This window comes from Pedobacter sp. (assembly GCF_035317785.1).
Lineage (GTDB): Bacteria > Bacteroidota > Bacteroidia > Sphingobacteriales > Sphingobacteriaceae > Pedobacter.
In genome coordinates this window covers 1-17328 of the sequence record NZ_DATHGC010000378.1, presented here as the reverse complement: position 1 = coordinate 17328, position 17328 = coordinate 1, and the positions used below count along the sequence as shown (strand labels likewise).

Below are 17328 nucleotides of genomic sequence, written 5' to 3'. Positions count from 1 at the left end.
GCTCATCTAAATTTAAACGACAATCTGACAGCATGTCGTTCATGAAATTAATAATTGTATTGAATATGCATATTTTCAACTCCTATGCCAAAAGCAGAATATGTGTTTATCTATGTTAAAAAGTCAGGCTGCAAAATAATAATCCGGCAGTTCATCATATTTTTATTCATTCAGCGTTAATAAGCATATTTATTAAGTGGTACGATAGTTGACCTGCACATGCCTTTATTAAAATAGTTTATTACATTTGTTAAGGGATTGAGTAAACTAAATATATTTATTTTTTTAAATAAAAGTTAATGAACTATTTCAAACAAACGATAATCATATTGTTAGTTATTTCTGCCAACCGTGGCCTTGCGCAAAACACATATGATAAATTGGGCATGCAGGCTTTGGTAAAGGGGGATTTTAAGGGGGCAGTGACACAACTGGAAAAGGCAGATACAAAAGACCCTAACAACGCCAATGTGTTAAAAATGCTGGGCTATTCCTATTACCAGTGCGGGGACTATGAAAACTCGATTTCAACATACAGCAAATTCATCACTTTAAAACCATCAGATTATTCTGCTTATTATTACCGCGGAAAAGCGAGGCTGAATGTCGCCAATGATCCTAAGGAATCATTAAGCCAGCTTCGTGAAAATTTTTACCTTTCAGCGATTAAGGATTTTACAAAAGCCATTGAGATCAACGGAGAAGAAGACCCTCAATTATTGCAAAACAGAGGGCTGGCGTTTAAAGATTATGCGATCTATAAATCCTACAAAATTAAAAAGTCGGCCGAAAAAACCGCGTGTATAGGTTTATTTAATAATTCTGTTGCTGATTTTAATAAGATCCTTTTGGTTCAGCCGCAGCGCAAAGACATTATTTCATTGATAGAATATGTAAAGGCTCAAATCAAGAGTTTGAAATAACTACCTGAACTTTATAGTGATCTCATAATTTTTTTCGGATAACAATTTTATCTGCTGATTTTTTTTAATCCGGTATAAGCTGTCCGGATAATAAATCAGGCTATCTGTCGATGTATAAAGCGCATTGCTATTTCTGATGAGCACCAGGAATCCGGAAGCTATGGTGTCTCTGTAAAATATACAAAGTTCTTTAACCGGTACTTTCCTGTCATCAGACCTGTACATCACTTTGTTTTCAGACCGGATGATCCTGAACGCCCCCCTCCAGGATGCCTTGTTGATGTCAGCATTGGAAATGGAGGAGAGCTCTCTTTTCCAATCCGCTATTTTCAAGGTTTTTGTTTCACTGAAACCATTAATACCTACCGTTTTCCTAACGGCGGGACTGGCCTTAGTCAGCCTGTTTGCCTCTTTTTCAAAATAGCCTTTAAGGTCAAAATATGGGGAGGCATTCTTTTGCCGTTCATCAGTTCCTGCATTGCAACCGAGTAAAAACAAAAGAATGCTGCCAGCTAACAGGGTGTTGTATTTCATTAAACTAAGCTGTTTCCAGTCATGATCTCTGGCTTCCGGATATCCATTATTTGTAAGATGGTAGGCGCAATGTCTCCCAGTTTGCCATCTGCAATAGTCTTATAATCGTTGTCAATCAGAATACAAGGCACAAGATTGGTTGTATGAGCTGTATTTACGGAGCCGTCTGCGTTTACCATATACTCCGAATTACCGTGATCGGCAAGGATGATAAAAGAGTAACCATTTTCAAGTCCTTTCTTTACTACCTCTTCAGCGCAGCGATCCGCAGTTTCGACGGCCTTTACAACCGCATCAAATACACCGGTGTGACCAACCATATCCGGGTTCGCGAAATTCAGGCATATAAAATCTGCCCACCTGCTGTCCAGTTCTTTCGAAATGGCTTCCGTAATGCCGGCCGCGCTCATTTCAGGCTGCAGATCGTAGGTAGCAACTTTAGGAGAGGGGATCAGGATTCTTTTTTCGTTTTTAAACTCCTGTTCCCTTCCCCCGGAGAAGAAGAAAGTAACATGCGGATACTTTTCAGTCTCCGCAATTCTGATCTGGTTCTTATGATTATTTTCAAGCACCTCACCAAGTGTCTGTGACAGATCATCTTTGGTAAAGATCACATTCACCCCTTCAAAGCTTTCGTCATAAGTGGTCATGGTCACATAGTGAAGGTTCAGTTTGTGCATGTCAAAATCAGGATAATCAGCCTGACTAAGCGCCGAAGTAATCTCTCTTCCCCTGTCTGTCCTGTAATTGAAACAGATCACAACATCATCCGGCTGAATGGTTGCCAGCGCAGACCCGTCCGGACCGGTAATGGCAAGGGGCTTAATGAACTCATCCGTTATCCCATCCTTATAAGATTGAGCAATCGCTGCGATCGGGTCATGTGTGGGCTGTCCGGTACCTTTGGTCAGCAGGTCGTAGGCAAGTTTCACCCTTTCCCATCTATTGTCCCTGTCCATCGCATAATACCGGCCTATCAGACTTGCCAGTTTCACCGCTGATGTTTGCAAATGCTGCTGCAGCTCTCCAATAAATTTAATTCCTGAATTGGGATCTGTATCTCTGCCGTCCAGAAATGCATGGACAAATGTCTTCGTCAATCCTTGTTCATCTGCAGCATCACAAAGCGCTTTCAGGTGATTGATATGGGCATGAACACCCCCATCAGACAAGAGACCTATGAAGTGAACAGACTTATTGTTGCGCTTCGCATAATTAAAAGCATCCAAAAGAACAGGATTTTCATGAAGGGTATGGTCACTTATCGCCTTATTTATCCTTCCAAGCTCCTGATACACCACACGGCCTGCACCTAAATTCATGTGGCCGACTTCAGAATTTCCCATCTGTCCTGCAGGCAAGCCCACTGCTTCTCCGGAAGCTTCTAATTTAGAATTCGGATATTTTTGCAATAAAGAATCAAAAAATGGGGTATTTGCGGCGTATGCCGCATCAGAATTGTCTTTTCTCCCATATCCCCATCCGTCCAGGATAATTAGTGCTAATTTCTTGTTGTTCATTCGCTGTTGCTTTGATTTAAAAAAGGTCAAACTGACTGGACAAATATAAGCCTATTGGTGCTTTTTTTTGAACCAATTTGTTTTTTGTGATCTATTAATGGCATAATTTATGTGCTTGTACAACTGTTAGCTATGTAGAGATTATGAAGCCCTTACTTTCTTTAATTGTACTTTTCGTCAATATGTCCTCTTCTATTGCTTTCCAGGGGGATGTTATTGATGGTTTATCGGCACATTTTAAAACCGGAAATTCTAAGGAAATTGCTGCCAGCTTTTCTCCATCTGTAGATTTAATTATAATAGATGAAGAAGATGTGTACTCAAAAGCACAGGCCGAACAAATTTTGAGAAGTTTTTTTTCAAAATATCCTCCGGTAAAATCAGCCGTTATTCACCGCTTAAATACCAATCCTAACTATAGATATGGTGCGCTTTCACTGGCCACAAAAAACGGGACTTTCAGGGTCTCCATTACCATGAAAAAGACTGGAAGTACTTTTTTTATAACAGAATTGAGAATTGAGACTGAGAAATAGTTCTAAAAATGCTATTTTTGGGTTTAAATTAAAGTTTTGGATAAGCAGATTATAGATAGTTTTATAACAAATGCAATCGCCGAAGACCAGGGTGACGGCGATCAGACCTCTCTTTCTACCATACCAGCTTCTGCTCAGGGCAAAGCCAAACTGCTCATCAAAGAACCCGGCATAATAGCCGGAGTTGAACTTGCGGAGCAGATCTTTGCTCATATCGATCCCTCGTTGAAATTAGAGATCTTCATCAATGACGGATCCAAAGTTAAATATGGAGATATTGCGTTAACAGTTTCCGGAAGCGTTCATGCTATCCTGCTTGCAGAAAGGCTGGTGCTAAACTGCATGCAGCGGATGAGCGGGATCGCTACCAAAACCAATAGTATCGTTCAGTCATTAGCCCCTTACAAAACCAAATTACTAGATACCCGGAAAACTACACCCGGCCTCAGGTATATTGAAAAATGGGCGGTTCGCATTGGCGGAGGGGTAAACCACCGCATAGGTCTGTATGATATGATCCTGATCAAAGACAACCACGTTGATTATGCGGGGGGCATTACCAATGCCATTAAAGCATCAAATCAATACCTCAGAGATAAAAATAAAACGCTTCAGATAGAAATAGAAGTGAGGAACCTTCCGGAGCTTGATGAGGTCTTGCAATATGGAAATGTTGACCGGATCATGCTTGATAACTTTAATTATGAAGACCTGAAGGAAGCCGTAAGTCGCATAGCAGGCAAATACATCACAGAAGCATCAGGAGGGATTACTGAGGAGAATGTTACGGAATATGCCAAATGCGGAGTAGATTATATTTCTATAGGTGCCATTACCCACTCTGTAAAAAGTTTAGATATGAGTTTAAAAGCATTTTAGGAGATGATTTCCATCTATTCTATATCCGCAGTTATTTTAGCGTACCTGTTTGGGTCAATACCTACGGCTGTATGGCTGGGCCAGGCTTTTTATGGGGTAGATGTCAGGGAATACGGCAGTGGTAATGCCGGTGCCACCAATACTTTCAGGGTATTGGGCAAGAAGGCGGGTATTGCAGTAATGACCATAGATATTGCGAAAGGATACACCGCTACCAAACTTGCCTATTTTATAGGTCTTTCGGTTACGGGTCCGCAGCATTCCGCACAATTTGTAAACTACGAACTTGCTTTGGGCGTAACAGCCGTTATGGGACATTTATTTCCAATTTTCGCCGGTTTCAGGGGGGGTAAGGGTGTCGCTACGCTTTTTGGAATGATTTTGGCAGTTAACTTCGAAGCATCTATGCTTTGCGTTCTGGTTTTCGTGGTGGTATTACTTTTAACAAAATATGTTTCACTAAGCTCAATATGTGCAGGGTTTACTTTCCCGCTAAGTGTGGTGTTCCTGTTTCAGGTTTCTATAAAATCTGAAGTGCTGTACGGCATGTGCGTATGTATCCTGATCTTAATTACCCATCAGAAAAACCTTGAGCGTCTTTTAAAAGGCAAAGAATCTAAAGTGTATTTATTTAGAAAAAAGACAAGTTAAAACCACAGTTTTATGAAAAGAATATTGATAATGGGTGTTATGGCTATTGGTTTGGCCTTTTCATCATGTTCGACCGTGCCGCTAACCGGCAGGAGCAGACTGAACCTTGTGAGCGATGAACAAGTACTCCCGATGGCTTTTCAGGCATACGGTGAGTTTCTGACACAAAACAAAAGTGCCGTCCTGCCTTCCACAAATGCACAGGCACAAAATGTGAAAAATATTGGTAACAGGCTTATTTCGGCTGTAAAAAATTATATGAATACTAATGGTCATGCCGATTTGATTGCCAATTACAAATGGGAGGTAAACGTTGTACAGAACAAAGAATTGAACGCCTGGTGTATGCCGGGGGGAAAGATCGTTGTATACACAGGTATATTGCCGGTTACTAAAGATGACGCAGGTCTTGCCACGGTAATGGGGCACGAGATCGCACACGCCATAGCAGGTCACTCGGCGGAACGCATGTCGCAGGAGATGGTTGCGCAGGGCATTGGCGCAGCGGGCGGTGTTGCCTTATCCAGAAATCCCAAAACGCAATCCATCTTCAATACATTATACGGTATAGGTACGCCTTTGGCCATGTTAAGTTATGGCCGCAACCAGGAATTAGAGGCGGACAGATTAGGGCTGATCTTTATGGCCATGGCGGGGTACAATCCTCAAAATGCAATAAGTTTCTGGCAAAGAATGTCTGCAGCCTCACAGGGAGGTCAGAAACCACCTGAATTCCTGAGTACCCACCCAAGTGATGACACCCGTATCGGAAGAATACAAAATGCGTTACCGGAAGCTCAGAAATATTATAAACCCAGATAGTAAAGGGCAAACGAATCAGAAGTTATTGTCACAGAAAGGCTGTCTCATACAAGGCAGCCCTTTTAGTTTCCCAGCGCTTTGATCATCGCTGATGCCTTAAGCATACATTCCTCATACTCAGCGGCGGCATTTGCTGCATAAGTAATAGCACCTCCAACCTGGAAAGAAACATACTGTGTATTTGCCTGGTAAAGAATGCTTCTGATGATGACATTAAAATCAAAATCTCCTTCCGGGCTAATGTATCCAAAAGCACCTGAATATGCTCCGCGTTTGCTGAATTCAAACTGCTCTATCAGCTCCATGGCTTTGATCTTAGGCGCGCCCGTCATGGATCCCATTGGAAAAGCATTCCGAATGGCATCAATAAAATGAACTTCCGGCCTCAGTTCAGCGCTTATGGTCGAGATCATTTGGTAAACCTGCGGAAAGCCATAGATGCCAAACAGTTCTTCTACCTTCACGCTACCTTTAATGGCACTCCTGGTCAGGTCATTCCTTACCAGGTCAACGATCATTACATTTTCTGCCTGTTCTTTGGTATCCTGTTTCAATCCAGCTTTTATCAGTTCGTCTTCCTGCGGATCCAATCCTCTTTTGGCGGTCCCCTTTATAGGCTGAGAGATCAGCTGGCTGTGACGTTTGCAAAGGAACCTTTCCGGACTGGCCGATAAAATATACTGATCCCGAATCTTGAAAAAACCCGAAAATGGGGTCGGAGAGATCTCATTTAGCTTTTTTAAGACAAATAAGGGATCTATCTGAGCATTTTTTGCGAAAAACTCCTGGCAGAAATTTACTTCATATATATCTCCCCGGAGGATGTGCTGCTGTAATTCCTCTACAGTTTTTATGTAAGTACCTTTAGGTATTCTGCTCTGAATATTTAAGGGGCTGTTTTCTCCGTACCTGACTTTCTGTTTTTGTATTGCGTCGAGTATATACGGTTCTCCAATAATCAGAGTTGCTTCATCACCCTTTACGGAAAGCAGGTATTTTGGAACGAAAAAGAACATTTCAGGGAAGCCCAGGTTGTCAGAATTGTCCGAATGCAACTGTTCTACCTCATTTTTAAGATCGTACCCCATCAACCCAAACATCCAGTTCTTTTTATCGTTATAAAACGACTTTAAAGACTCAAATGCATTTCCTGATGATTTACACTCCATGCCATCGTCAATTCCCGCTGCTATCAGAAAATCAAATCTGCCATATCTGTCAGGATAGTTGTTCGAATCAAAGCAGCAGCAGGCATCAAATGTCGCAGCCCAATGCAGTGCTTGTTGTTTAAAAGAATGTAAATCCCGGACCTTCATTTATTGTTGCGCAAATGTATATAATATGCAACAAAAAGAGGCTGTATAATATGACGATCGCCTTATGATACAGCCTCTTTAAACATATATGTTTAATTACTTAGTTTAAAATCAATGTCTGTGTTCTGTCTGGTCCTACTGAGAGGAACTTAACAGGCACCTGCAATTCTTTTTCCAGGAATGTGATATAATCAGCAAGCTTTGCAGGAATTTCACTGGCCTTAGTGATTTTAGTCACATCTGTTTTCCAGCCTTCTATTTCCTTCAATACAGGGACGGGCTTTACAGAAATGATGTCATAAGGCATATAGTCAATCGTCTCGCCATTGTGCTCATAATGAGTACACGCATAAATGGTATCAAAACCATCCAGCACATCGGCTTTCATCATGATCAGTTCAGTGACGCCATTGAGCATGATCGCATACTTCAATGCCGGAAGGTCTATCCATCCGCAGCGGCGTGCACGGCCGGTAGTGGCGCCAAATTCATGACCTACACTGCGCAGGGTTTCTCCCGTTTCGTTGTCAAGTTCAGTAGGAAAAGGACCGCCCCCTACCCGGGTGCAGTAAGCTTTAAATATTCCGAAGACATGCCCAATCGTATTTGGTGCAATGCCTAATCCGGTACACGCACCAGCAGTAGTAGTATTGGAAGAAGTGACAAAAGGGTACGATCCAAAATCAACATCCAGTAAAGTACCCTGTGCACCTTCAGCAAGTACCGTTTTACCTTCTTTAAGGAACCCGTTCACGTAGTGCTCACTGTCTACATGAGGGATGCTCTTGATGAATTCTATTGCTTCAAAAAATGCGGCTTCTTTTTCAGTAAGGTCGTATTCGAATTCATAGTGAGAAAGGATCTCTTTGTGTTTTTCAACCAGTCTGCTGTAGCGTTCTTTGAAATCAGGCAGCGTAGTATCGCCGACTCTTAGTCCATTGCGGCCTGTTTTATCCATATAAGTCGGACCTATACCCTTTAGGGTAGAGCCGATCTTATCCTTGCCCATTTTTTGCTCATTTGCCGCATCCAGCAATTGGTGGGTTGGCAGTATAAGATGTGCTTTTCGCGCGATAACCAGTTTGCCTTTTGCAACCGGGTCGTGACCTGCAGTTCTCAGATTGTCTAACTCTCTTTTTAAAATAATGGGATCTATTACCACACCATTTCCTATAAGGTTCATTGTTTTTTCATTGAAAATACCTGATGGAATGGTATTTAGAACAAACTTTTTGCCATCAAACTCTAAAGTATGTCCGGCATTCGGACCGCCTTGAAAACGAGCTATCAAATCATATTGCGGACTTAGTACATCAACAATTTTTCCCTTGCCTTCGTCGCCCCATTGCAGGCCAAGAAGCACGTCTACTTGCGTCATTATTTAAATTTAAGAATAGAAATATTATAATTGGTTTTTAACTTGCATGTTTAATGTCGGTATTTTGGCTGTTCATCGCTGCCTTCGCGGCACAATCAAAGCAAACGCCGTACATGTTTAAAGAATGGTGTTTGATCTCAAATTTCAACAGATCTCCCACCATACTCTGGATCTGGTGAATACGGGGGTCACAGAATTCTACAACTTTTCCGCAGTCGATACAGATCACGTGATCATGCTGGTGATAACCGTAAGATTTCTCAAACTGCGCCATGTTCTTGCCAAACTGATGTTTGGTGACCAGGTCACATGAAACCAATAGCTCAAGTGTATTGTATACTGTAGCCCTGCTCACACGATATTTTTGATTTTTCATGTGGATGTAGAGGGTTTCTACATCAAAGTGATCATCTCTTGAATAGATCTCTTCCAGGATGGCAAAACGCTCAGGCGTTTTCCTCAGGCTTTTATTTTCGAGATAGGCTTCGAATATTTTTCTAACCAGCTCGCTGTTATGGTTTGTAGACATAGTTTTTAAACTCCTTTCAAAGGTACCAATTTTTATATAAAACACTAATGATTTATAGTAAATTACGCATCAAACCTGGTAACCCCGGTAACCCCTTTTACTCTTAATAGATTTTCAATCAGGTTGTCCAGGTGCTCCTTGTCGTTTACAAAGATCATAATAGATCCGTCAAAGATCCCGTTATCGGTATCCACAGTTATAGAACGCATATTTACCTTAAAATCGTTCGAAATTACTTTTGTAATGTTGTTGATCAGTCCCACATCGTCAATACCGATGATGTGCAGTCCGGTCAAAAATGTCAGCTCCTGCTGTTTGTTCCATTTTGCTTTCACCACCCTGTAGCCATAATTTGCCATCAGCTGCGCAGCATTCGGGCAGTTGGTCCGGTGTATCTTGATCCCTTCATTTACCGTTACAAAGCCAAATACATCATCTCCTGGGATAGGATTGCAGCAGGCGGCCAGCGTATAGTCTATCTTTTGCAGGTCTTCTCCGATAAGCAAAGTGTCAGACTCCGGACCTTTGATCTTGCTCAGCATGGTTTCTATCTGCTGATGTTCATTCCGTTCCGCATGTCCCCTGTTTTCTATCTCCTTTTCACTGGCCAGGTAATCCTTCAGGTCTTTCAGTTCGATCTTTCCATTAGCTACGGCTATAAACAGTTCCTGTGTGGACGGCAATTTAAAGAAGTAGCTGAGTTTGTTTAAATTATCGGTATTGTAAGTGATCTTCAGGGATTTGAGTTTACGCTCCAGGGTTTCTTTACCGGTTTCCGCAATCTTTCTTTTTTCTTCCTTTAAAGAAGATTTGATCTTTGATTTTGCCTTGGCTGTCACCACTATGTTCAGCCAGTCCTCTTTTGGAACCTGCTTTCCCGAGGTGATGATCTCTACCTGGTCCCCGTTCTGCAATTTGTACGACAGCGGGACCAGTTTATGGTTTACCTTGGCACCGATACATTTGGCACCTACATCAGTGTGGATCTCAAAGGCAAAGTCGAGTGCTGTGGCCCCAAGGGGCAGCTGCAGCAAAGCGCCTTTAGGTGTGAAGATAAAGATCTCATCAGAGAACAGGTTCATCTTGAAATCGTCCAGGAAATCGAGCGCATTGGCTTCCGGGTTGTTCAGCATCTCTCTTACTTTCATGATCCACTGGTCAAGGCCATTGTCATTACTTGATTCTTTGTATTTCCAGTGTGCCGCAAAGCCTTTTTCCGCTATCTCATTCATTCTCTGGGTCCGGATCTGGATCTCGACCCACTGTCCTTTCGGTCCCATTACGGTAGTGTGCAGCGATTCATAACCATTTCCTTTAGGAGAAGACACCCAGTCCCGGAGTCTGTCCGGATTGGGACGATATAAGTCGGTCACAATAGAATAAGCCTTCCAGCAATCTGCTTTCTCACGTTCCGGGTTACTGTCCAGTATGATCCTGATGGCAAAAAGATCATAGACCTCCTCAAACGGAATGTTTTTGCTTTTCATCTTGTGCCAGATCGAGTGGATGGATTTTGGCCTGCCATAAACATCGGCATTTAGTCCCTGCTCAGCCAGGATCTCATTGATGGGCTCCACAAATCTTTTGATGAACAAAGTTCTTTCCGTTTTTTTCTCGTTAAGCTGCGTGGCAATGTACTTATAAGTATCCGGCTCCAGGTATTTCATGGAGAGGTCTTCCAATTCTGATTTAATGGCATATAGCCCCAACCTGTGAGCCAGCGGGGCGTACAGGTAAATCGTTTCAGAAGCTATTTTCAATTGTTTCTGCCTCGGCATAAAATCCATGGTACGCATGTTGTGCAGACGGTCTGCCAGCTTGATCAGGATCACCCTTACATCATCTGCCAGCGTAAGCAGCATCTTCCTGAAATTTTCAGCCTGCAGCGAGCTGTTGTAGTCAAATACCCCGGATATTTTAGTCAGACCGTCAATGATCTTGGCTGTCTTTTTTCCAAACTCACGCTCTATGTCTTCCAGGGTGATGTCTGTGTCCTCCACTACATCGTGAAGCAGTGCGCAAACAATAGAAGTGGTACCGAGGCCTATTTCTTCGGCGGCGATCTGTGCTACCGCAATAGGGTGATAAATATAAGGTTCTCCGGATTTCCTGCGCATGTTCTTATGGCTTTCCAATGCCATGTCAAATGCTTTTCTGATCTCTTTTTTGTCTCCCCTCTGCATCGTTGGCTTACAGGCGCGCAAAAGCGCCCTGTACCGTTTCAGGATTTCTAGTTTCTCCGCTTCTAAATCTATCACCAATGCGTTCTTCATCTATCTGTCTGTTTCAATTTGTTTGTTAACTTATCCCGGCCCAATGAAATATTCATTTCATTTTTATGCAAATATGATACTAATATGAACAATAATTTTTCAATAATTATGTTTTCTCATAGTTAACATACCATTGTATTAATTACGTAAAATATATGGCCATATGCCGCTAAAACCTTATATTAGAACATAAATAAAAACTAAAATATAAAATTAGCCGTACTTTTGCAGGGGATATAAATTTATGAAATTTTATAGGTTATTTATTCTGTTAATTGTCATTATTACTTGCGCCAGGGCAAACGCGCAGAGTGGATATGCGTCTGTAAAGTTGCCTGTACTTGGCAAAAATGACACAATACGCGTAGCCGGTACTAATGTTGACGGAGAAATGATCCCCTGGATACCCCTCCATGAAGTGGTCATCTATGCAAACCGCATATTTAAGTCCCCGGCCGAGAGGACTGCCTATAACAGGCTCAGGTATAACGTAATGAAAGTAATGCCTTATGCCCTGTATGCTAAAAGAAGATATGAGCAGCTGGAAAAGGACATTGCACTGACCACAGAAAAAAAACAGCAGAAAGCACTGGTAAAACAATGCGATAAGGAGATCAAAGAGATGTTCAACCGGGAAATCAAAGAACTTACCATCACGCAGGGCCAGATCCTGACCAAATTGATAGACCGCGAAGTGGGCAGGACCACATTCGATATCGTGAAGGAAACAAAGGGAGGCTTTACTGCCTTTCTGTATCAATCAGTAGCGAGGGTAGTCGGGCACAATTTAAAGAGCACTTATAATCCCCAGGAAGAAAGAGACATAGAATCCATCATTATATCATCAGGTTTTTACCAGTAGCCCATGTCTGAACCTTCAAAAAGTATACACCAGTTTAAAGCAAAATTGATCACTGGTAAGGACAAAAACCTTTCCGATTATAAAGACAAAGTACTCCTGGTGGTAAATATCGCCTCAGCATGCGGTTTTGTTGGCCAGCTCAAAGAACTGCAGGAGCTCAGGGAAGAGTTCAGGGAGCAGGGTTTTGAAGTGCTTGGATTTCCCTCTAACGATTTTGGCAGGCAAGAGCCGCTTGAGGGTGCCGAGATCAGTACTTTTTGCAAAGACAACTACGGAGTACAGTTTCCGGTATTTGATAAAATGATGGTAAGGGGCGAAGAGGCGAATCCTATCTTTAAGTTCCTGACCAAAACCTCCACGCCAAGGTGGAACTTTCATAAATATCTGATCAACAGAAAAGGAGAAGTCGTTGATTACTTTTTTCCCTTCACCGGCCCTCAATCTTCCAAAGTGAAAAAGAAAATACAAAAATTGTTAAAATGAAATTAGATATATTGGTGCTTGCCGTTCATCCTGACGACGCTGAACTGGGCTGTTCAGGAACTATTTTAAAACATATAGCAGAAGGAAAGAAGGTTGGCATAGTTGATTTTACCAGGGGTGAGCTTGGTACCCGGGGTACAGCAGAAATCCGCGACAGGGAAGCTGCAGATTCCGCAAAAATACTTGGCCTGCATGCCCGTGAAAACCTTAAGTTCAGAGATGGGTTCTTCAAAAATGATGAAGTGCATCAGCTGGAAATCATCAGAATGATTCGGAAATATCAGCCCGGGATCGTACTGACCAATGCGCTGCATGACAGGCACCCTGATCATGCCCGGGCAGGAGATCTTGCCAATGACACTTGTTTCCTGTCAGGCCTTTCAAAGATCAGTACACAGCTGGACGGAAATGAGCAAAAAGCCTGGCGTCCCAACCTGATGCTGCAATACATCCAGGACAGTTACATCAGGCCCGATATCATCATAGACATTACTCCATATATAGAAACAAAAATCGCCTCCATAAAAGCATTCAGGACCCAGTTTTTTAACCCGGATGAAGACGGCCCTGAAACATATATCTCCTCACCGGATTTCTTTGAAAGCGTGATCGGCAGGGCAAGAGAGTTTGGTAAATCCATAGGTACTACCTATGCAGAAGGTTTTACTTCCCGTAAGCTGCTGGGGGTCGATAGCCTTTTTAATTTACTGTAAGCCAACAAAAAGGGTTCTGGTTTGTTTTAATCAGCAAACTCCAAATATGGCCAGTATCTTCTCGTCCTTAAAAACAGCATACGCACTTTTTAAAAGTGTTGATTTTGCAAAACTGGATGCGCTTTCTAAAAAAGTAGACCTTACAAAGATTGTTGACTCCGTATCCGGCCTCGATGATGCCCAATTGCAGGGTTTAATGAAAATGATGAATACCCCTTCCAAAAAGAGAGAGCTGCCTCCAATAGAAGGTGATTTTTATCACCTTGGGGATGAAGCACTCAAAGACGAGGACAGGGAACTGCAATTGAAGATCAGGGTTTTTTTAGAAAAAGAGGTGAAACCAATAGTGAACCATTATTGGTTGCGGGCAGAATTTCCCTTTGAGCTCATTCCCAAAATAGCCGAACTAAACATCTGCGGCCTTACCTATCAGGGTTATGGCTGCCCCAATAAATCAAATCTCATGGAGGGGATTCTGGCTATGGAGATGGCACGGATAGACACTTCGATTTCTACTTTTTTTGGTGTTCAGAGCGGATTGGCCATGGGGTCGATCTACCTTTTGGGCTCAGAAGCACAGAAAGCGCAGTGGCTGCCCTCGATGCAGCAGCTGAAGACCATAGGCGCTTTTGGCTTAACAGAACCGGAAGTTGGCTCAGGTGTAGCGGGCGGCCTTACCACAACAGCCAAAAGACAGGGCAGCAAATGGGTACTCAACGGCCAGAAGAAATGGATCGGCAATGCTACATTTGCTGATGTTACGATTATCTGGGCCCGTGATGTGGATGACAATGAAGTAAAGGGTTTTTTGGTGAGAAAAGGAACCAAAGGTTTTGCCGTCGAGAAGATGATGGATAAAATGGCACTCCGGATTGTTCAAAACGGTTTGATCACACTGACCGACTGTCAGATAGATGAAGAAGACAGACTTCAAAATGCAAATTCATTTAAAGATACCGCTAAAGTACTAAGGATGACCAGGGCCGGAGTAGCCTGGCAGGCGGTGGGCTGTGCGCGCGGCGCCTATGAAAGTGCATTGCACTATACCAGGACCAGGAAACAGTTTGGCAAACCCATCGCTTCCTATCAGCTCATTCAAAACCACCTGGTGGAGATGCTGTCCAATCTGACTGCGATGCAAACGCTGTGTTTCCGTTTGTCTCAGTTGCAGGACCAGGGTCTGCTGACAGACGAGCACGCTTCACTGGCAAAAGTATTCTGCTCCATGCGCACCCGGGATGTAGTGAGCCGTGCCCGTGGAGTTATGGGTGGCAATGGCATATTACTCGAATATGATGTGGCCCGTTTCGTGGCCGATGCCGAGGCCATTTATTCCTATGAAGGAACCAAGGAGATCAATACCCTGATTGTCGGCCGTGCCATTACTGGTTTCTCAGCTTTTGTTTAGCTCCGGCAAGATCTTTTCCATCGCCGCTACACCCTCGTCGATGTGTTTTTTCTCAATGCAGAGTGCCGGCCTGAACCTTATCGTCTGGTTGCCGCAGCCCAGAAACATCACGTTGTGCTGTAAACCTTTTTCTATAAAAGTGTCGCGCATGGTTTTATCCTCAAAATCAAAGGCACATAGTAAACCTCTCCCGCGTACGTTACTCATATGGCTATGTTTCGCAGCAAGCTTCTCCAACTGTGATTTCAGGTATTCGCCGACTACGGCAGCATTTTCACAAAGATGATCTTCCGCTATGATCTGCAGGATCTGCGATGAGCGCACCATATCTACCAGATTCCCTCCCCAGGTAGAATTGATCCTGGATGACACTTTAAAAACATTGCTTTCGACCTCATCTACCTTTGTTCCGACCAATATTCCACATACCTGCATTTTCTTGCCAAATGCCACAATATCCGGACGCGCCTTTTCACTAAAATGCTGATGGCACCAGAATTTACCGGTCAGTCCTACGCCGGTCTGCACTTCATCATAGATCAGAAAGGCTTCATTCTTATCGGCAAGTGCCTTTAATTCAATCAAAAACTCTTCCCTGAAGTGGTTGTCTCCGCCTTCCGATTGAATGGGTTCAATGATAATTGCGCAGATGTCGTCTTTATGATCAATAAAAGCCTGTTTTACCTGGGATAAGGACTGCGCTTCAGTTTCCATAACCTGGCGCAGGTGATCGCCCTCCAATGGAAATTTCAGAACAGGAGTTGAAACCCTCGGCCAGTCAAACCTGGCAAACCACTTGGTTTTATCCGGCAATGTATTGGTGAGACTAAGTGTATAGCCCGTTCTGCCATGAAAAGCCTTTTCAAAGTGAAGGACCTTAAAACCTTTTTCTTCACTATAGCCCCGGGCAAAATTCTTTTGTACCTTCCAGTCCATCGCTACTTTCAATGCGTTTTCTATGGCCAGTCCTCCGCCTGCTATAAAAAAAGCATGCGGCAGATAATCCGGGATTCCATGTTTGGAAAAGGTATCCACAAACTGTGCATACTGCTGGGTATAGACATCAGAATTTGAAGGATTTGCTAAAGCTGCCAGCAGCAGATTCTTTTTAAATCCCTCATCATTGACCATTTTCGGGTGATTGTAGCCCAAAGGCACGGAAGCAAAGCAGGTAAAAAAGTCCAGCAATGTACGCTCGTTCTTTGAATCATAAATATAAGCACCCTGGCTTTTTTCCATGTCATAGGTCAGGTCAAAGCCATCGGCTAAAATATGTTTGCTCAAAGTTTCATTTACCTGTTCAGGATTTACCGTTAACTGATACATAATTTCTCATTTTGGTACGTTCCAAATGTAATCAAAACCCCTCAAAATAACCAAATTAGGCGCTTTTTGAACTCCCGTTTCAAATATGGGTTTAAACGATTTAAAGTTGGTTTTTGAAATGAAACGGGTTTTGGTCTTTTTATTTTTTTAAATAAATATTGTTTTTTAATCTTGGAAAAGGACTTATTCCACTCATAGACTATTCTCACGCTTAACCTTTCATCTGCTTCCTTACTGCTGCTAATTTGATGGTATTATGATACAATGCCAAAGGGAAAGTCCAAAGAACTCCCTACATGGTTGCAGTAATAGAAAGGGATCATACTGAAAGCAAAAGCCTTTCTATCAGAAAACTCGCCGATCGTCAGAAGCCAAAAATTCAGGAAAGGGACAGGAACTGAGAAAGGTACGGGAATATTTTTTATTTCTGCATATTATTGATTAATATATATACTATGTAATAAAAATGATAAAATAAAAAGAAATCACTAGCTATTATGATTTAATTATTATGTATATTTGATTAAGAAATTTTAGCATAACTAAGCAAACCACACTAGACCCAAAGTGAAGCCTGACTAAAATTTCTGTTTCCAACATTTTAACTCCCTGCAATTCCTGGCATTGTGATAATGCTTTCTGCATATTCTTTTGGTAAACCCTTCAAGATCGATTTATAATCGAGTTTATTAACATTAGCAAACGTACTGGTATATGCTCAGTGTAATACCTGACTTTGCAAAATGTGATCACGATCTCTCTCTATTGTGATAGCTATCATTTATTGCGATGCAACTTGACTGTACCTTTACAATACCATACAAAGAATTTTTGACACGCTTTATCTTCTAAACAAACAAATAAAATGAAAAAATTATTTACTGCCATGGGCATCGCCCTTATTGGCGTAGCTTTCGCTACCACCGCTTTCGCGCAAGCTTCAGTCACTGCAAGTGCAACAGCAACAATTGTTGCGCCAATCAGTATTGCCAAAAACGTCGACATGAACTTCGGTAATGTGGCGACAAATGGAGCCGTCGGTACGGTTACCCTTCCCCCGACCGGTCTCCGCAGTTCATCAGGTGGTGTAACACTTCCGAACAATACGGGTCCGGTTGCCGCTGCTTCATTTACTGTGGGTGGTTCTGGTAACTATACCTATGCCATTACGCTGC

General features: G+C 42.6%; 17 protein-coding genes. 10 read left to right on the top strand and 7 right to left on the bottom strand.

Going from position 1 to position 17328, the window contains the following annotated elements; genetic code table 11:
- Nucleotides 1-299 precede the first annotated feature (299 nt).
- Nucleotides 300-923, top strand: coding sequence for a tetratricopeptide repeat protein (locus VK541_RS23555; protein ID WP_324373040.1), 624 nt, complete (start codon nucleotides 300-302; stop codon nucleotides 921-923).
- Here VK541_RS23555 and VK541_RS23550 read toward each other — a convergent pair whose 3' ends face one another.
- Together VK541_RS23550 and gpmI are read right to left on the bottom strand one after the other, a co-directional pair.
- Complete coding sequence (locus VK541_RS23550; RefSeq protein ID WP_324373039.1) at nucleotides 924-1457, bottom strand: hypothetical protein; 534 nt, start codon at nucleotides 1455-1457, stop codon at nucleotides 924-926. It abuts the gene before it with no gap.
- On the bottom strand, nucleotides 1457-2977 hold the full coding sequence (gene gpmI, locus VK541_RS23545) for a 2,3-bisphosphoglycerate-independent phosphoglycerate mutase (protein ID WP_324373038.1): 1521 nt from the start codon (nucleotides 2975-2977) through the stop codon (nucleotides 1457-1459). Before gpmI ends, VK541_RS23550 begins: the two co-directional genes overlap by 1 nt.
- 143 nt (nucleotides 2978-3120) lie before the next feature.
- Here gpmI and VK541_RS23540 point away from each other — a divergent pair, with 143 nt between their 5' ends.
- The 4 genes from VK541_RS23540 to VK541_RS23525 are packed head-to-tail and all read left to right on the top strand — an operon-like array spanning nucleotide 3121 to nucleotide 5865.
- Nucleotides 3121-3513: a DUF4783 domain-containing protein gene (locus tag VK541_RS23540; RefSeq protein WP_324373037.1), complete on the top strand. Its 393-nt coding sequence runs from the start codon at nucleotides 3121-3123 to the stop codon at nucleotides 3511-3513.
- Nucleotides 3514-3549: 36 nt separating this feature from the next.
- On the top strand, nucleotides 3550-4392 hold the full coding sequence (gene nadC, locus VK541_RS23535) for a carboxylating nicotinate-nucleotide diphosphorylase (protein WP_324373036.1): 843 nt from the start codon (nucleotides 3550-3552) through the stop codon (nucleotides 4390-4392).
- A 3-nt stretch (nucleotides 4393-4395) separates the two neighbouring features.
- Nucleotides 4396-5043: a glycerol-3-phosphate 1-O-acyltransferase PlsY gene (gene plsY / locus VK541_RS23530; protein ID WP_324373035.1), complete on the top strand. Its 648-nt coding sequence runs from the start codon at nucleotides 4396-4398 to the stop codon at nucleotides 5041-5043.
- A 12-nt stretch (nucleotides 5044-5055) separates the two neighbouring features.
- A complete protein-coding gene (locus VK541_RS23525; protein ID WP_324373033.1) occupies nucleotides 5056-5865 on the top strand; it encodes a M48 family metallopeptidase in 810 nt (269 codons plus the stop codon).
- Between the two features lie 62 nt (nucleotides 5866-5927).
- On the opposite strand, the gene VK541_RS23520 is transcribed toward VK541_RS23525, so the two are convergent.
- The 4 genes from VK541_RS23520 to VK541_RS23505 form a co-directional block, all read right to left on the bottom strand.
- A complete protein-coding gene (locus VK541_RS23520) occupies nucleotides 5928-7181 on the bottom strand; it encodes an anthranilate synthase component I family protein (protein WP_324373031.1) in 1254 nt (417 codons plus the stop codon).
- Between the two features lie 100 nt (nucleotides 7182-7281).
- Nucleotides 7282-8559 carry an adenylosuccinate synthase gene (locus tag VK541_RS23515; RefSeq protein ID WP_324373030.1) on the bottom strand — a complete coding sequence of 426 codons (1278 nt, stop codon included), beginning with the start codon at nucleotides 8557-8559 and terminating at the stop codon, nucleotides 7282-7284.
- A gap of 37 nt (nucleotides 8560-8596) precedes the next feature.
- Nucleotides 8597-9088, bottom strand: coding sequence for a Fur family transcriptional regulator (locus VK541_RS23510; protein WP_285056983.1), 492 nt, complete (start codon nucleotides 9086-9088; stop codon nucleotides 8597-8599).
- A gap of 62 nt (nucleotides 9089-9150) precedes the next feature.
- Nucleotides 9151-11361, bottom strand: coding sequence for a bifunctional (p)ppGpp synthetase/guanosine-3',5'-bis(diphosphate) 3'-pyrophosphohydrolase (locus VK541_RS23505; RefSeq protein ID WP_324373029.1), 2211 nt, complete (start codon nucleotides 11359-11361; stop codon nucleotides 9151-9153).
- A 244-nt stretch (nucleotides 11362-11605) separates the two neighbouring features.
- Between VK541_RS23505 and VK541_RS23500 the strand changes: the two genes are divergently transcribed.
- From VK541_RS23500 to VK541_RS23485, 4 genes are read left to right on the top strand one after another with little or no spacing between them, the layout of a single operon-like run.
- Nucleotides 11606-12223, top strand: a complete 618-nt coding sequence (locus tag VK541_RS23500) for a DUF4294 domain-containing protein (protein ID WP_324373028.1) — start codon at nucleotides 11606-11608, stop codon at nucleotides 12221-12223.
- 3 nt (nucleotides 12224-12226) lie between these two features.
- On the top strand, nucleotides 12227-12706 hold the full coding sequence (locus VK541_RS23495) for a glutathione peroxidase (protein ID WP_324373027.1): 480 nt from the start codon (nucleotides 12227-12229) through the stop codon (nucleotides 12704-12706).
- Nucleotides 12703-13419, top strand: a complete 717-nt coding sequence (gene bshB1, locus VK541_RS23490; protein ID WP_324373026.1) for a bacillithiol biosynthesis deacetylase BshB1 — start codon at nucleotides 12703-12705, stop codon at nucleotides 13417-13419. The genes VK541_RS23495 and bshB1 overlap by 4 nt, the downstream gene beginning before the upstream one ends.
- A 46-nt stretch (nucleotides 13420-13465) precedes the next feature.
- Nucleotides 13466-14827: an acyl-CoA dehydrogenase family protein gene (locus tag VK541_RS23485; RefSeq protein WP_324373024.1), complete on the top strand. Its 1362-nt coding sequence runs from the start codon at nucleotides 13466-13468 to the stop codon at nucleotides 14825-14827.
- Here the strand turns inward: VK541_RS23485 and lat are convergent.
- The gene (gene lat, locus VK541_RS23480) at nucleotides 14813-16153 is read right to left on the bottom strand and encodes an L-lysine 6-transaminase (RefSeq protein WP_324373023.1); all 1341 of its coding nucleotides are present in this window, start codon (nucleotides 16151-16153) and stop codon (nucleotides 14813-14815) included. The two genes, VK541_RS23485 and lat, sit on opposite strands and share 15 nt — an antisense overlap.
- An 865-nt stretch (nucleotides 16154-17018) precedes the next feature.
- On the opposite strand from lat, the gene VK541_RS23475 reads away from it, so the two are divergent.
- The coding region (locus VK541_RS23475) for a DUF4402 domain-containing protein (protein WP_324373022.1) at nucleotides 17019-17328 on the top strand (310 nt) is incomplete at its 3' end.

Coding starts and splice junctions, on each gene's coding strand:
- VK541_RS23555 (WP_324373040.1), top strand. CDS start 300: ATGAACTATTTCAAACAAACGATAATCATATTGTTAGTTATTTCTGCC.
- VK541_RS23550 (WP_324373039.1), bottom strand. CDS start 1,457: ATGAAATACAACACCCTGTTAGCTGGCAGCATTCTTTTGTTTTTACTC.
- gpmI (WP_324373038.1), bottom strand. CDS start 2,977: ATGAACAACAAGAAATTAGCACTAATTATCCTGGACGGATGGGGATAT.
- VK541_RS23540 (WP_324373037.1), top strand. CDS start 3,121: ATGAAGCCCTTACTTTCTTTAATTGTACTTTTCGTCAATATGTCCTCT.
- plsY (WP_324373035.1), top strand. CDS start 4,396: ATGATTTCCATCTATTCTATATCCGCAGTTATTTTAGCGTACCTGTTT.
- VK541_RS23525 (WP_324373033.1), top strand. CDS start 5,056: ATGAAAAGAATATTGATAATGGGTGTTATGGCTATTGGTTTGGCCTTT.
- VK541_RS23520 (WP_324373031.1), bottom strand. CDS start 7,181: ATGAAGGTCCGGGATTTACATTCTTTTAAACAACAAGCACTGCATTGG.
- VK541_RS23515 (WP_324373030.1), bottom strand. CDS start 8,559: ATGACGCAAGTAGACGTGCTTCTTGGCCTGCAATGGGGCGACGAAGGC.
- VK541_RS23510 (WP_285056983.1), bottom strand. CDS start 9,088: ATGTCTACAAACCATAACAGCGAGCTGGTTAGAAAAATATTCGAAGCC.
- VK541_RS23505 (WP_324373029.1), bottom strand. CDS start 11,361: ATGAAGAACGCATTGGTGATAGATTTAGAAGCGGAGAAACTAGAAATC.
- VK541_RS23500 (WP_324373028.1), top strand. CDS start 11,606: ATGAAATTTTATAGGTTATTTATTCTGTTAATTGTCATTATTACTTGC.
- VK541_RS23495 (WP_324373027.1), top strand. CDS start 12,227: ATGTCTGAACCTTCAAAAAGTATACACCAGTTTAAAGCAAAATTGATC.
- bshB1 (WP_324373026.1), top strand. CDS start 12,703: ATGAAATTAGATATATTGGTGCTTGCCGTTCATCCTGACGACGCTGAA.
- VK541_RS23485 (WP_324373024.1), top strand. CDS start 13,466: ATGGCCAGTATCTTCTCGTCCTTAAAAACAGCATACGCACTTTTTAAA.
- lat (WP_324373023.1), bottom strand. CDS start 16,153: ATGTATCAGTTAACGGTAAATCCTGAACAGGTAAATGAAACTTTGAGC.